The organism is Glaciimonas sp. Gout2, assembly GCF_035018905.1.
Taxonomy (GTDB): Bacteria; Pseudomonadota; Gammaproteobacteria; order Burkholderiales; family Burkholderiaceae_D; genus Glaciimonas.
Window position 1 is genome coordinate 76,007 of sequence record NZ_JASJXA010000006.1, and the last position, 14,057, is coordinate 90,063.

11 protein-coding genes and 1 riboswitch are annotated in these 14,057 nt (G+C 53.9%); of the genes, 3 read left to right on the plus strand and 8 right to left on the minus strand.

The window, feature by feature from the left end; translation table 11 throughout:
• Positions 1-16: 16 nt before the first annotated feature.
• The 8 genes from cbiD to QN379_RS06485 form a co-directional block, all read right to left on the minus strand.
• The gene (gene cbiD / locus QN379_RS06450; protein ID WP_323506280.1) at positions 17-1,210 is read right to left on the minus strand and encodes a cobalt-precorrin-5B (C(1))-methyltransferase CbiD; all 1,194 of its coding nucleotides are present in this window, start codon (positions 1,208-1,210) and stop codon (positions 17-19) included.
• On the minus strand, positions 1,197-2,798 hold the full coding sequence (locus tag QN379_RS06455) for a precorrin-8X methylmutase (RefSeq protein ID WP_323506281.1): 1,602 nt from the start codon (positions 2,796-2,798) through the stop codon (positions 1,197-1,199). Before QN379_RS06455 ends, cbiD begins: the two co-directional genes overlap by 14 nt.
• Positions 2,795-3,502, minus strand: a complete 708-nt coding sequence (locus QN379_RS06460; RefSeq protein WP_322234703.1) for a cobalt-precorrin-7 (C(5))-methyltransferase — start codon at positions 3,500-3,502, stop codon at positions 2,795-2,797. The genes QN379_RS06455 and QN379_RS06460 overlap by 4 nt, the downstream gene beginning before the upstream one ends.
• Positions 3,503-3,588: 86 nt before the next feature.
• The gene (locus tag QN379_RS06465) at positions 3,589-5,529 is read right to left on the minus strand and encodes a putative cobaltochelatase (RefSeq protein ID WP_323506282.1); all 1,941 of its coding nucleotides are present in this window, start codon (positions 5,527-5,529) and stop codon (positions 3,589-3,591) included.
• Between the two features lie 122 nt (positions 5,530-5,651).
• Positions 5,652-9,809, minus strand: coding sequence for a cobaltochelatase subunit CobN (locus QN379_RS06470; RefSeq protein ID WP_323506283.1), 4,158 nt, complete (start codon positions 9,807-9,809; stop codon positions 5,652-5,654).
• A complete protein-coding gene (locus QN379_RS06475) occupies positions 9,802-10,140 on the minus strand; it encodes a ferredoxin (RefSeq protein ID WP_322234697.1) in 339 nt (112 codons plus the stop codon). Before QN379_RS06475 ends, QN379_RS06470 begins: the two co-directional genes overlap by 8 nt.
• A 221-nt stretch (positions 10,141-10,361) precedes the next feature.
• On the minus strand, positions 10,362-11,156 hold the full coding sequence (locus QN379_RS06480; protein ID WP_323506284.1) for a CbtA family protein: 795 nt from the start codon (positions 11,154-11,156) through the stop codon (positions 10,362-10,364).
• Entirely contained in the window at positions 11,147-11,347 is a 201-nt protein-coding gene (locus QN379_RS06485) for a CbtB domain-containing protein (protein WP_323506285.1), read from the minus strand. Before QN379_RS06485 ends, QN379_RS06480 begins: the two co-directional genes overlap by 10 nt.
• Positions 11,348-11,536: 189 nt before the next feature.
• Positions 11,537-11,760: riboswitch (cobalamin riboswitch) on the minus strand.
• Between the two features lie 267 nt (positions 11,761-12,027).
• Between QN379_RS06485 and QN379_RS06490 the strand changes: the two genes are divergently transcribed.
• The 3 genes from QN379_RS06490 (at position 12,028) to QN379_RS06500 (ending at position 13,960) form a co-directional block, all read left to right on the plus strand.
• Positions 12,028-12,906 carry an alpha/beta hydrolase gene (locus QN379_RS06490; RefSeq protein WP_322234691.1) on the plus strand — a complete coding sequence of 293 codons (879 nt, stop codon included), beginning with the start codon at positions 12,028-12,030 and terminating at the stop codon, positions 12,904-12,906.
• A 262-nt stretch (positions 12,907-13,168) separates the two neighbouring features.
• Positions 13,169-13,411: a hypothetical protein gene (locus tag QN379_RS06495; RefSeq protein ID WP_323506286.1), complete on the plus strand. Its 243-nt coding sequence runs from the start codon at positions 13,169-13,171 to the stop codon at positions 13,409-13,411.
• A 96-nt stretch (positions 13,412-13,507) separates the two neighbouring features.
• The gene (locus QN379_RS06500; RefSeq protein WP_322234687.1) at positions 13,508-13,960 is read left to right on the plus strand and encodes a DUF3761 domain-containing protein; all 453 of its coding nucleotides are present in this window, start codon (positions 13,508-13,510) and stop codon (positions 13,958-13,960) included.
• Positions 13,961-14,057: the final 97 nt, after the last annotated feature.

A 14,057-nucleotide genomic window follows, 5' to 3' on the forward strand; every position in this document is an offset into this window, starting at 1 on the left:
CTCCTGCAATCCACATTCACGCATCGCGCTGCCCTAAAGCATTGCCGTGTAAATCAAACAAGCGCACTTCGACCCGATCTACCGCTGGCACGCGACTTTGTGCGCAGACAGCAATCCGTCGTTCCATATCCATCCACAACGCTTGCGCATCATGCGCAGTCGCTGCGCCCTTTAACCGTTCCATTGCCGCTTCCACTGTGTTGGCGTTCGCCAGCTCCTCCACCAAAGCAGCCGGATAACCGCGCTCTGCCGCCACGCGTGCCACTACGCCCATGGCCATATTGCTTTTACTGGAATGGGTATCCCAGACACCATCCAACACCTTTGCCAGCTTGCCCGGATGTCCAGCTAGCCATAACACCGACAATCGGCGACCTTCTTCTTCCAGCGCAGTTTGCGTAAAGTCCAGTGAGTCGCCTAGAAAATTGGCGATCTGTACCGCACGTTTTTCCGGCAAACCCAATACGTCTTTAGCAAACTCACGCCCGATCTTGCCGGGCAAAAACGCCACGCTGTCTGCATCGCCGGCTAGCGCCACGCGTACATATACTTCGATAGAGGCGATCCAGGACGCCATCGACATCGGCTCTACAATGCCGGAGGTTCCCAGAATTGAGATGCCACCGATAATCCCCAATCGGGGATTGAAAGTCTTGCGCGCAATCTCTGCGCCGTTCATGCAGCCGATGGTAAGATCGAAGCCTGCATCCGCTACGACGATGTTCGCCAAATCTAGCAATTGCATCGCCACTGCTTGCCGCATCATCGCGCGCGGCACAGGATTGATCGCCGGTTCACCGACTGCGACGCGCAAACCCGGTTGTGTTGCAGTACCAACACCTTCACCCGCAAAAAACCGCACTTCACCAATCGCATTACGTCGCACTTCGGCGAAGATTGTCGCCCCATGCGTGCTATCAGGATCGTCGCCACCATCTTTTAGTACTTCAGCCCGAACGGTTTCTTGCGCGTCATCATCAACCCAGCAAACGTTCATAATCGGCACGATCAAAAAATGCTTACCGTCTGGCAAAAAAACGTCAACTTCCTGTACTTTTTCGCCGTGTAACATCAACCGCAAAGCCGCCGTGACTGCCGCCGTTGCACAACTACCGGTTGTGCGTCCACGCTTCAGACCATTTGGTGCCAACACGCCGAGATCGAACTCGGCGCGTTCGGCATCCGGTGCAGATGCGTCAGACGGGTACATACCCGGCAAGCTGATTCTGCGCGTCGATCATCAGACCATTGACCACGCTTGCGGCCCACGGCGATCCCCCGCGCGTGCCGCTATTCGTAATGCGTGGCACTTGCAAACAGCGGCGCAAATCCTCTTTACTCTCGCGGGTTCCCACAAAGCCGACCGGTAAACCAATCACCAATTGTGGTCGCCAACCGTGATCACGAATTAACCGCGTCACTTCCATGATCGCGGTAGGCGCATCACCAATCGCTAACACGATGTCATTACCAAACTTTTCAAACGCACGCCGCATACCTGCCGCCGAGCGCGTGATGCCTTGCGCAGCGGATAGTAAATGGGTCTCCCGATCATGGACGCCGCACCAGGTTTCGATACCGAGCTGTTCCAGCAAAGCGCGTTTCAATCCGGTCTGCACCATGGTCACATCCGTGACAATTTGCTTGCAGCGCAATAAAGCACGAATCCCGGTTTCAACCGCACCCGCCGACACAAAAATATCATCGACCGCATTAAAATCGCCGCTGGTATGCACCAGACGTTGTAGCACCGTGAGATGCGCAGCAGGAAATGCCGACCAGTCACGCCCTGCCGCGATGATGCGAAAACTTTCGGCTTCAATTGGATGCGGCACATACGGCATTGCTACCGCTGTCGTCGGCTCCGCCATAGTTTGCAGCTCTTTTTCGAGCAACCCGCGCACCAGCAAATGGTGGGCGCGCTGTGGTTCGCCGACTTGCTCTTCAAAGCCAACAATTTGCACCCGATATTTGCACAAGCTACAGTTCATATCGGCGCGGCCTGCGACCGCCTCACGCGCCCGTTCGATAATGACATCGGCGACGTGTTGATGTGCACCGAAATACCCGGCTTTCACGATATCCACATTCGGCTCGCGGTGTTGCAGATCGTCCACGGCGGCGTAAATACGCTTCACCAATACACCATCAAACAAGAAGAAAGGCAGCACTACAAGCCGTGCGAATCCCAACTGTGCGGCAGCGCGGAGGCCATCCGCAACAAGTGGCTTGGCGGTCCCTGAGTAGCACACCATAGCGCTACCGAAACCCATGCCTTCTTCCAGCATCCGCGCCAGTTTGGAAACTTCACTATTAGCATCAGGATCAGTCGTGCCGCGCCCCACCAACACCAGACACGTATCAGATCGACGGATGGTCTGGGTGGATGTGGCCTCGGCAGCGATGATGCGCTCTTGCGCCAGCTGCAACAATTGCGGATGTAAATTCAACGGCGCACCGAAGTGAAAATCAATGGCCGGATAATCGCGCGCCATCGCCAGCACTTCGGCGGGCATGTCGTTCTTGGCATGGCGCGCAGCCAGTAACACGGCTGGTACGACCGCGATCTGCGTCGATCCTGCGGCCACATTGGCACTGACTGCCGCAACAAGTGCATCACCGATAGTCGGGCTGGAAAACTCCAGATAACCATGTGACACCGCATGCTGCGGCGCACGTGCGCGAACCAACGTGACCAAGGCCTCGAATTCGCGCACGGCGTCGGGATCGCGACTACCGTGACCGGCGATGACGATGCCAAAGCCGCTGACTGAGGATGCTGGAGGCGCAAGGTTCATTTGGCCTCCGGTGCCGCTTCGATCTGGCTATCCATCGGTGCCAACGTCCGTATCAACATAATACTCATGTCGCTGAACGTCTTGTGTGCGCATTCTGCCAACGTGCCATGCCACTCGGCCTCGGCGCGTGTCAGATTTTCCCAGACTTCGGTTGGATGTTGTGGATCAATACCTTGCTCCAGCAAATAAGTCGCAATATGCGGCGGCATAAACGAACGGGCGGCATCCCATGGACACGGAATAACAATCGCATTGCGCGCATCCTGAAGCACGTGCACCAGATGACGCTTGAACGGCGTCAAATCGCCACGTCGATGGAAGGTAATGAACGTGGTTTCGTCAAAACAAACCTTCGCACGCGAAGCCAGTATTTGTGCCGATGAAATACCTGGCAAAGTCTCCACAGAATGACCGCAAGCACGCTCAACCCGTTCCAGATACTGAAAACCGCTAAAGTGAATATCGCCCATAAACACCACGACGCAGCGTTTGCCTTCGTGATGCGCTTTGGCCACCAGATCCAGTTGCGCGACCTGATCACGATAATTCATGAGGACCACTTCGGCAGTCGCTGGAATGATGCTCTGGATAACATTAACGACCGCATCAAACCCCGCCACGACATCCGCAGCACGAATCAATTCTGCGCCACGCTGTGTGAGATAGCCAATGTCGCCGGGACCGGCGCCGATACAGATGATCATAAAAAACTTTCAATACAAAACAGCATAAATAAAATAAACAGTCATCAAGAGGATGACGATGACGGTGACGATTTTTCACGCTCTTTTTATTGCATGTGCGCCCTAATCGTCAACGCCAGATTATCGGCAGTGAGTTGCTCCAACGTCAGGCATTCAGCACCTAACGCTTCGGCCAATTGCGCCGCTCGGCCCAGACGCAAATAGCCATCTTCCGTGTCCAGCACCAGCGCTGCAATGCCATTATCAAACAGTTGTGCGGCCAATTCGAGGGTCTCGCGCCATGGATCGCCGCCGGTGGTTAACGCAACGTTGGCTTTGCCATCACTAAGAATCACCACCAATGGGGTTGCCGCTGTGCTTTGTTGTGCGCGTCGGTGCAATAGTTCGCAAGCCAACTGCAAAGCGTGTGGTAAAGGCGTGCGGCCACCGGTGGGAAGTTCACGCAAACTCTTTTCAGCAAGATCAATCCCACGCGTCGGTGCCAGTAACAATTGCGCGGACTGGCCGCCAAAAGTGATAACGGCGACTTCATCGCGGCGCTGATAAGCGTCTGTCAATAAGCTGAATACCGCCCCCTTGAGTGCCTCCATGCGACGTTGTGCTGCCATGGAACCGGAAGCATCGACCACAAACAAAATAAGATTGGCCGTTTTCCCTACCCGGACCTGCGCATGCAAATCTTGCTTCGTCACTTGAAAGTCTTGCGGATCTCTTAGCGCGGCAGAGCGCAACGTTGCGGCAATCGCCAGACTACGCGGATGCGGATCAGGAATACTGCGCACCATACGTCCTTGCGAAGCATCTTGAATGTCGCTACGGCGACCGGCAACGACTGCTGCACCGTGGGCATTGATACCGGAGATCGAGAGTTGGCGGGCGTTGGCGGCTGCGGCGATGGAAAATACCTGATGCTGTTCGGCGTCGTTCGATTTTCCCGTGTCGTCTCCCGTGTCATCCTGCTGATCCGGATTATGTTCTGATGCATCGTTGGATGATGGCGATGGCAAATCAGGTGCCGTGGTCTGTTGCATCAACTCATCAAGCTTATTTTGATCCAAACCCGGCTGCTCAAAAGGCTTGCGACGACGACGATGCGGCAATACCAGTTGCGCGGCCTGACGGATATCCTCGGGCGTGACACTTGTGCGCCCTTCCAGCGCAGCCAATGCACGTGCCGCCTTGTGCATAACAATGTCTGCACGCAAACTGGCAACCTCAAACTCGCAGCAAAGATGGCTGATCAGATCCAGTAATGCATCGCTCATTTCGACCGTTGGCAGCAATTTTTGGGCAGCGGTGAGTTGGGCTAGCAAAGCTGTTTGCTGTACCGACCAGAGTGTAGAAAAGGCGGTCGGATCGGCTTCATACCGGATACGACGCCGTACTACTTCTGACCGAAGTGTTTTGTCGCGCGGCGCGAACACCTCAACCATGAGACCAAAACGATCCAGCAATTGCGGTCGCAAGTCTCCCTCCTCCAGATTCATCGTGCCAATCAACGTCAGACGCGCCGGATGCGTGACCGAAAGACCTTCCCGTTGTACCGAATTGACGCCCATCGCTGCCACATCAAGCAATACATCGACCAGATGATCGGCCAGCAAGTTGACCTCGTCAATATAGAGAATTCCACGATGTGCGGCGGCCAGCAAACCCGGTTGAAAAGTACGTGCGTCGCCCTTCAATGCGCGTTGCAAGTCCAGCGTGCCGAGGACACGATCTTCGGTTGCACCCAGCGGCAAGGTCACAAACGGTACGCTCGCCGACGTAACTGTCCGAGCCGAATCGATACACGCATCGCATAAACTTGACGGCTCATCGGGGCGGCAGTTAAAGGCACATCCCACGGTCCGCTCAATGCGCGGCAGAATCGCTGGCAAGGCACGTGCGGCGGTACTTTTTGCGGTGCCTTTGTCGCCGCGAATCAACACACCGCCAAGGGTCGGGTCGATCGCGCACAGCAGCAACGCGGTCTTCAACTGCGGTTGGTCGACAATGGCGGAAAAAGGAAAATTCAATATTGTCATAGCTCTATACTTATTTATCCGAATCCAGCAACGTTGCTGGACCTTTCTACATGGACTAACGCACTCAAATGCGCGCTCACATGAACGCTTACATCCCAGCTCGATGTGACTTCATTTTGGCATCAGCCAGCACGCGGGGTTTCGCCCCGCGCTTCCAGTAGCGTTTCGCTGCGCAGATACAGCTCCCGTAATGCGTCCAGTGTTTCCGGTTTTGGCGCTGCCCACATGCCTCGGCTGGCCGCTTCCAACAGGCGTTCGGCGATGGCATTTTGCGCCCATGGATTGGCCTCCTGTAAAAACTGTTGCATGGTTGGATCGAAGCCGTAAGTGCTGGCAACCTCTTCGTACATCCAGTCGTCCATGACCTGCGCGGTGGCATCGTAACCAAACAAATAATCAACGGTTGCGGTCAGTTCCAGACCACCTTTATAGCCATGCCGCTGTATGCTGGCAAGCCATTTTGGGTTCACTACCCGTGAGCGGAATACGCGCAGCGTTTCTTCTTTCAGGTCCCGCACTTGCGCTCTGGCCGGATCGTGACTATCGCCAAAATAATGCTTGGGCTGCGTGCCGGTAAGGGCGCGAATGGTCGCAATCATGCCGCCGTGAAATTGTAAGTAATCATCACTGTCAAAAATATCGTGTTCACGATTATCCTGATTATGCAATGCAACCTGTACACCGGATAAACGCACACGGAAGGCGTCGCGCTCATCGATCCCTTGCGCCTCACGCCCATACGCGTAACCACCCCAGTTGACGTAAGCTTCGGCAAAGTCGGTATCGGCCTGCCAGTTTTTTTCCTGAATAAGCGGCAGAATTCCCGCACCGTAACTGCCCGGTTTGGCACCGAAAATCCGATACGTAGCGCGCCGTTTGGCTTCGGTCTCTTGCATGCCCTTGCCGAGCCAGCCGTCGAGTTCGTTCAGATAATGTTTGCGGATAAAATTGTGCGTCAGTGGCTCATCCAATATCAACACGGCGTTCACCGCGTCATCAATGAGTGTAATCAACTGCGGAAACGCATCCCGAAAGAAACCACTGATACGCGTCGTCACATCGATACGAGGGCGCTTGAGTTGATCTAGCGGAATCACCTCGACGCCAGTGAGTTGACGGTTTTCCGGACGCCACAGCGGACGCACGCCAAGCAGCGCCAAAATCTGCGCTACGTCATCGCCATGGGTACGCATCGCGCTGGTTCCCCAGATGCTGATGGCGACACTTTCGGGATAGGCGCCGGTTTCGCGCAGATGTCTGCTTAGGACCTCATTCGCCAGTTGCTGACCCACGCGCCAGGCCGATTGCGAAGGTACGCTGCGAGGATCGACGGAATAGAAATTGCGCCCGGTCGGCAGTATGTGCGCCATGCCTCGCGTCGGCGATCCACTCGGACCGGCCGGAATATAGCCACCATCGAGACCATTGAGCAGATTATCGATTTCGTCTGTCGCACGGGCCAGATTGGGGACTAAATTGGTACAGGCGAAGGTGATGACCCGACGCAATCCTACAAAGCGCTCAGTCGTTTGGGATGAGATGAGCGATGCGGGCGCAATCTTGTTAGCTGGTCGCGCAACGCTGCTTTTGATCTGAAACTTTTTTGCCTGAGATAACATGCTGAAAGGACGTGCCGCAGTGACAACGAGGGTCGGTTGCATTAACGGCTGAGTGGCAGCTTCCGCGCCCGCGACGCCGCCGAATAACGCGGTCAAAACCGGTTCGATGGCGTCTGTGGAGAAGGCTTTTTCTTGCAATGCTACAAACAATTGGCGACATAACACATCAATCGCATCTAAGGCATCGGCGCGGGTCACAATCGCGCACTGCGCCAAACGTGCCAGCGCGGGATCGGCGTTTAGACGACGACCTTTGTTGTCGAGCAACATATCCATACTCAAGCCAAAGAGTTTGGCGATTTCTTCCTGCAAGCCCGGCACATCCTGATTAGGTAGTCTTACCAGCGAAACCAGCATGTCTACTAACTGATTATCGGCTGGTCGTTCGCCCAGAATATGTAATCCGTCGCGAATTTGCGCAGCACCAAGTTCACACAGATAACCATCCAGATCTTCGATCAGATGCGCAACCCCCGCACCGTCCAACGTGCTGAGCGCGGCGGGTAGTTTGTCGTCGTGAACGTGGGGATGATCATGATCATGGTGATCATGATGATCGTGTGAGCCGTTTCCATGGTCGTGGTCGTGGTCGTGGTCATGATCGTGATCGTGATCGTGGTGCAGCAATCTTGCCTGTAAATCAGAATCGAGATTGGTCTGTTTGACCAGTTCCCAAATTTGTTGCTGCAACAGCGGCAACTTGCTGGGGTCCAGTACTTCGACCTGATAATACTCATCCACCAATTGCGTCAACTGGGCCAATGCGCCGTATGTGTCGGCGGTGGTCATCGGTGGTGTCAGGTGATCGACAACGACCGCGTGCGCGCGCCGTTTGGCCTGTGCGCCCTCGCCCGGGTCGTTGATAATGAACGGGTAAAACAAGGGCATATCCGCGAGCAGCGCATCGGGAAAGCAATTTTCCGACAAGCCAACACCTTTGCCGGGCAACCATTCCAGCGTGCCGTGCTTGCCGACATGGACGATCGCATCGGCGCGCCATGTGTCACGCAGCCAGCGATACAACGCGTAATAGTGATGCGTCGGCGGTAAGTCCGGCTGATGATAGATCGCGTCCGGGTCCATCCCGTAGCCACGCGGCGGCTGCAATGCGACAAAGGTATTGCCTAACGCGATTCCTGCCAACACTACGTGATCGTCGTGCACATAGGCCGCACCGGGTGCTGCGCCCCATTGGGCGACCATGCGCGCTTGCATTTCTGGCGGCAAATCGGCCAGCCACTGCGCATATTGTGCGGCTGGAACGCGTCCAACCGCGTTGCGTAACTGCTGTTCGGTGAGATAGGTATTGTCGTACGCGCAGCGATCAATTAGGTCATGAATCAAGGCGGTGCCGTTCTCCGGCAACTCCCCCGTTTGGTAACCTCGCGCTTGCATAGCCCGCAGAATTGCCATCAACGAGGCGGGCGCATCAAGGCCGACCGCGTTGCCGATTTGGGCGGCTTTGCTATTGGCATTGGTAAAAATAAATGCCACGCGCTTATTCGCGTTTGGCGTATGTTTCAGGCGCGCAAATCGCTGTGCCAGTCCCGCCACTCTGGCGATGCGATCCGGCACCGGTGCATATTCCATCATCTGACCAGCGGCGCTGGCAGCTTTGGTCTTGAAAGAAATGGGGACCGTAATGATACGGCCATCAAACTCCGGCAAAACCACGTTCATCGCTGCATCAAGCGGGTTCATACCCCGCGCAGATTGTTGCCACTGATCTTGCGTCATGCCGCTGGTGATCGCTTGCAACACGGGAACGTTAAGTTGTTCCAGCACCGATACCGACCATCCGGCGGGAGTCGGTCCGCCCGGGGTAATCTCGCCCATGGCAAACGCGGTGGTGTTGATCAAGACATCGATTAGCGCTGATTTTTTTTCCCGTTTACCACTTTTTCCGTCTGCCATGAAATACCGCAGCGCAGTCGGCAAGTCGGACTCAGCATTTGCACCGCTGCGCAACGAGGATGTAAACACCGGCAAAACGTTCATGCCGCGTTGTTCCAGTGCCGCGATCATCGCGTCGATAAAGCGCGTGTTGCCACTCATCCAATGGGCGCGATAAAACACGATGCCAACACCCGGCCGGTCACATTTATCCTGCGCCGAGTGCACAGCCATCCAATCGGCTGTCGTCGCGCCCTCCGCCAGATCGGGGTGATAGATGCCATGGTCCGGCAAAGGTTGCGCTGGTAGATAGCCGAACCCGGTCAACATCAGATGATCCGAAAGGTAGCGCAACAACTGCGCGAGGTTGACACTGCCACCGGCATGAAAATAAGACAACGCTTGCTCTGCCACGGCTGAAGAAACGGTCGAGACGGCGGCGAGTTCAGGATCGGGCTCACCCGTGCCACTGATGGCAATCAGATAACAACCATTGTCACGTGCATGGCGTAGTAGTTCGTTAAAACCCGGCACGCCTCCCAATCGTCCCAACACACGCAAAATAATAATCCGCGTGCCAGCCAGATCATCCGACAACAGATCAGCGATGTGAGATTCTTTATCTAGCGTTTGCAGGTTGATCCCGGTCACGAGCGGAAAATCCTGCGGCAATTGGCTTTTAGCGCTGTGCAATACCGTTAAATCATTGGCGGTGTGCGTTAGCAACGCGATGGCAGAACCAGGAGAATAAGGTGGCGCGTCAGACATCGGTTTCTTTCTCTGTTACGACGTCGCCGCTACCAAGTCGATGAAACACCAGATCAGTCACTTCATGACCGTTTTCAAGATGCTCGGTGACGATGCGCTCAATAGCGGTCGCATCTTCGCAGCGATACCATATTCCTTCCGGATAGACCAACGCCAACGGGCCTTGATTTTTGCAGGCAACCATACAGTGGGTGCGCGTGCGCTTAACGCGCAACTCCGGCCGTGCATCAATGGCAGCGCCAAGAATGCCGAACATGGCTTCAGCACGCACACCATCTTCAGTACAACGTGGGCCGGTACACATAAAAATGTGTCGGGAATGGGTTCTCATAAGCTTTTCTTTGGAACATACAACAGCTAGTGCAGTTATTTCATAGAAGGACTATGATGATCGTTAAGAATGAGAGGAATCAAAAATTGCACATAAAAACAGCAATTGATCCATCAAACATATCCACAATCAGCTAGTTCCATTTAATTGCATCACGGTCAAAAATAAAACGTAATATTACGTAATACACTTGCTCGACTGCTACTTTTTTTGCGATAAATTTAGCCTTTGGGGTCGCCAAATTGACGGTTCAAAAAGCCGAAAGCGCCTCCCAAAGCAAGCCAAAATAGGCCGTTTGCAATCGCTGTTGCGACAATAAACGCCCTCGCTAACTCAGCTGGCGCTGCACCGCCGTGTATCTGCGGCTCTGGCGCACCCAATAAATGCGGCGTCAAAATCAACATTACAGCGAGCAATTTCAACGACCAATGACGCCCAAAAACGAGGAGAGCCAAAGAAATGGCTGTCAGCGTCGCTGTAGCAGTCCACCACAATTGCCGGTCAAGTAATGGCGCAGCTTGCGTCCCCGGCACTTCGGGGGCAAGGCCAAGTGAAGGGGCAACAAATACGACGACATATCCGGCAAGTCCCCACAACAATCCCTCTTGCCAACCGCTAATGCCACCACGTAGCAAAATCGCTGCACCCAATAAGAGTGCAAAACCGACCGCCATCGTCACGTTTGCCATCACGGTATAAAGCGTGCGCTCGATGCCGTTGGTCGGCTCCCATTCCTGCGCCTCGTGATGATGCTCTGTCGCGGAAGGTGGCAACGTTGACACCGATGACGCTGGAGGCAGGCTTGCTATCGCTGACGCTGGTTTGATTGCAGCCGCATGTGCAGCCCCTTCCTCGTAAACTTCCGCCTGAGCAATAATCGGCGTTACTTGTATTTTTTGCACCGCGGTGAGTACCAATCCGGCGAATAATCCAGCCAGCAGAACTGACGATATAAAGCGCTTAACCCCCGGCTTTATTGCTAAAAAACCACCAGTGTTAGTCCCGCTCAATGACATGGGAATCCAGCCGAATGACGACCGTCATGCGCCGCATTATGCAATGTCATGTTGTGAGAAAACCCCATCGCGTAAACCAGCAATAGACCGACTATTGCACTCAGCAATGCTGGAATAACGCGATCTTTCCAGGTGGCGGCAGGGGCTGCCGTAACAATGTGATCAATAAGACCAGTTGAGGATGTTGCCATAGCGATCTTCCTTTTTTATAACTTACAACGATATGACTGGCACACGGCCTCCGCACCAGAACGGAGTGTGACCAGGAAGGCATAAAGGTGCAGCAAGAATGCAGAAAGCGCGACAGCAAAAGACGAGGAAATACAAGACGGGGTGCACAGGAAGGCAAGGCAATCCATCTGAATCGCCCGCCGCGACACAAACTGCATAACACTTTAGGCCGGTATCCGGGCTCACGAGGTGAAATCTGCTGACAGACTTCGAAGTTCGCGCCTTCCCATGCGTTGGCACAGTGGCGTACTGCAAACTTTTTACTCGCTTACCGTTGCGGGGGCAGCGTCGGATTAATGCCTGGGCACGCACCGACTTCCCGTTTAATTTTACGCACGACTGCACGCAAAACACCTAAAGCTATTGCTACCCGCCGAGTATAGGTTGCGACTTATCAAGATGCAAGTTGAAGCTGCTTTGTTTCTATTGGATGATCTAATAGCGTTTGCCAGTGTTACTGAAAGGTTTAACTGACACCGGTTAAGCTAATGTCAGTGTGCCTTTAGTTGTGCCGCGGTGCGGGAAGATGCGACAACAAGTTCGGCGTCACTCCACTTCGGGCTTTTAAAGACAGATTGTAATGAAATATTAACAACAGAAGCGCTATACAATTCATCCAAATATAAAGAGGAGAAACGCCATGTTTACAGGATTTGAACGTCACGTCGCTGAGGTCAACGGTACGCACATAAATTATGTTCGCGGAGGCAACGGACCAGCGTTGCTTTTGTTGCACGGCCATCCACAAACGCATGTGATCTGGCATAAAGTGGCACAACAACTTGCGCAACACTTCACCGTAATTGCTGCTGATTTGCGCGGCTACGGCGATAGCGGCAAGCCAGTCGGATTGGCTGATCACAGCAATTATTCCAAGCGCACCGTCGGCCAGGATCAAATTGACTTAATGAAAACGTTAGGTTTCAAGCAATTTTTACTCATGGGACATGACCGCGGCGGACGCGTTGCGTACCGTATGGCACTTGACCATCCTGATGCGATTCTCAAACTGGTTTTGCTGGACATTGCGCCGACGCTGGCAATGTATGAAAAAACTACGATGGAATTTGCCAGCACTTACTATCATTGGTTCTTTTTAATCAGGCCCGCTCCCTTTCCCGAAATACTACTCGGCGCGCATCCCGAAGCCTATTTAGAGCACACCATCGGCGCACGCAGCGCAGGTCTCGGACCATTTACGCCGGAGGCGTATGCTGAATACCTGCGTTGTCTGAGTGATCCAGCCACCATTCACGGCATTTGCGAAGACTATCGCGCCAGCGCCAGCATTGACCTTGAACACGAACGTAAGGATCTCGCCGACGGCAAGAAAATTCAGTGCGATACGTTAGTTTTGTGGGGCGCGCATGGCGTCATCGAAAAGTGTTTCGATCCTCTCAACGAATGGCAGCTACTCACCAAAAACGTCACCGGCAAGGCCCTCGACTGCGGTCACTATATTCCGGAAGAAGCACCCGAAGCGCTGATGGCGCAGGTCATGCCGTTTTTTATTGAATGAAAAATGAGATGTGATGGCAGCCTGATTTATTAGAGGTTTCGCCGCTAGAAGAATGTGGGCAACTTGCTCATCGGCCACCGATGAAAGCCACAACTTAACTCTCAATAGCCAAGCGATACAAACGTCGATTACGTTTCCCAGTGACAACTATATGCAACGCCGAGTCGCCGTATTTGCAAACAATTGTTTCTGGGTCAACCGGTTTGGCTTTAGGCGCGTTTCTGTATTGCTATCAAACGTACATTTTCGAAAAGGAGTCATCATGCGATCAAAAATTATCTTTGTGCTGGCCTGTGCACTCACCCTTGCCGGAACCTCTGGACTAGTCGAGGCCAAAGGCTGTTTAAAGGGTGCTGCAGTAGGTGGCGTTGCCGGTCATGTGGCGGGCCACCATGCCGTACTCGGTGCGGCTGGTGGTTGTGTGGTTGGACGCCATATGGCCAACAAAAAAGCTGCTGAACAAAAAAATCAAGCCGCAACGACACAACCCGCGCCATCAAAGTAAATCGACAAAATCGGGCTAGTTGTTGCATACAAGAAGGCTAACATTTTCCTCTTTTTACCTGATTTTTTTACTTTTCTTACTGTATAGGAACTTAAAATGAAAACTTTATTACTCTCCGCAAGTTTGGCCTTAGCTTTGCTGACATCGGCCGGAAGCTATGCCCAGGCACCGGCAGGCGCTCCCGCAGGAAGCACCGGCCTATGTAAAGATGGCACTTATTACTCCGGCGCAACCAAAAGTGGTGCATGTTCTGGCCATAAAGGCGTGAAGGATTGGTATGCGACCAAAGCCACAACACCAGCAGCGACTCCGGCTGCAACACCAGCGCCAGCATCAAAACCAATGGCTGCCCCAAGCGCAGCGTCGACTGCTAGCTCGGCGGTCGCTCCCGGTGGCGGTCCCGGTTTAGTGTGGGCAAATACCAGCACCAAGGTGTATCACTGCCAAAACACCAAGTATTACGGCAAAACCAAAGCGGGTGCTTACATGTCAGAAGCTGACGCAAAAACCAAGGGCTATCACGCCGATCATGGCAAAGCTTGCGGTTAATGGGTTAGAAGTATTTCAAACGACATCCGTGATGGATGTCGTTTGCGTTGGCGGTAACCTATCGCCAGAATGTTTCGGATCACCTCGATAGCGCACT

Coding starts and splice junctions, on each gene's coding strand:
- QN379_RS06475 (WP_322234697.1), bottom strand. CDS start 10,140: ATGAGAACCCATTCCCGACACATTTTTATGTGTACCGGCCCACGTTGT.
- QN379_RS06480 (WP_323506284.1), bottom strand. CDS start 11,156: ATGTCATTGAGCGGGACTAACACTGGTGGTTTTTTAGCAATAAAGCCG.
- QN379_RS06500 (WP_322234687.1), top strand. CDS start 13,508: ATGAAAACTTTATTACTCTCCGCAAGTTTGGCCTTAGCTTTGCTGACA.
- cbiD (WP_323506280.1), bottom strand. CDS start 1,210: ATGTACCCGTCTGACGCATCTGCACCGGATGCCGAACGCGCCGAGTTC.
- QN379_RS06490 (WP_322234691.1), top strand. CDS start 12,028: ATGTTTACAGGATTTGAACGTCACGTCGCTGAGGTCAACGGTACGCAC.
- QN379_RS06495 (WP_323506286.1), top strand. CDS start 13,169: ATGCGATCAAAAATTATCTTTGTGCTGGCCTGTGCACTCACCCTTGCC.
- QN379_RS06455 (WP_323506281.1), bottom strand. CDS start 2,798: ATGAACCTTGCGCCTCCAGCATCCTCAGTCAGCGGCTTTGGCATCGTC.
- QN379_RS06465 (WP_323506282.1), bottom strand. CDS start 5,529: ATGACAATATTGAATTTTCCTTTTTCCGCCATTGTCGACCAACCGCAG.
- QN379_RS06470 (WP_323506283.1), bottom strand. CDS start 9,809: ATGTCTGACGCGCCACCTTATTCTCCTGGTTCTGCCATCGCGTTGCTA.
- QN379_RS06485 (WP_323506285.1), bottom strand. CDS start 11,347: ATGGCAACATCCTCAACTGGTCTTATTGATCACATTGTTACGGCAGCC.
- QN379_RS06460 (WP_322234703.1), bottom strand. CDS start 3,502: ATGATCATCTGTATCGGCGCCGGTCCCGGCGACATTGGCTATCTCACA.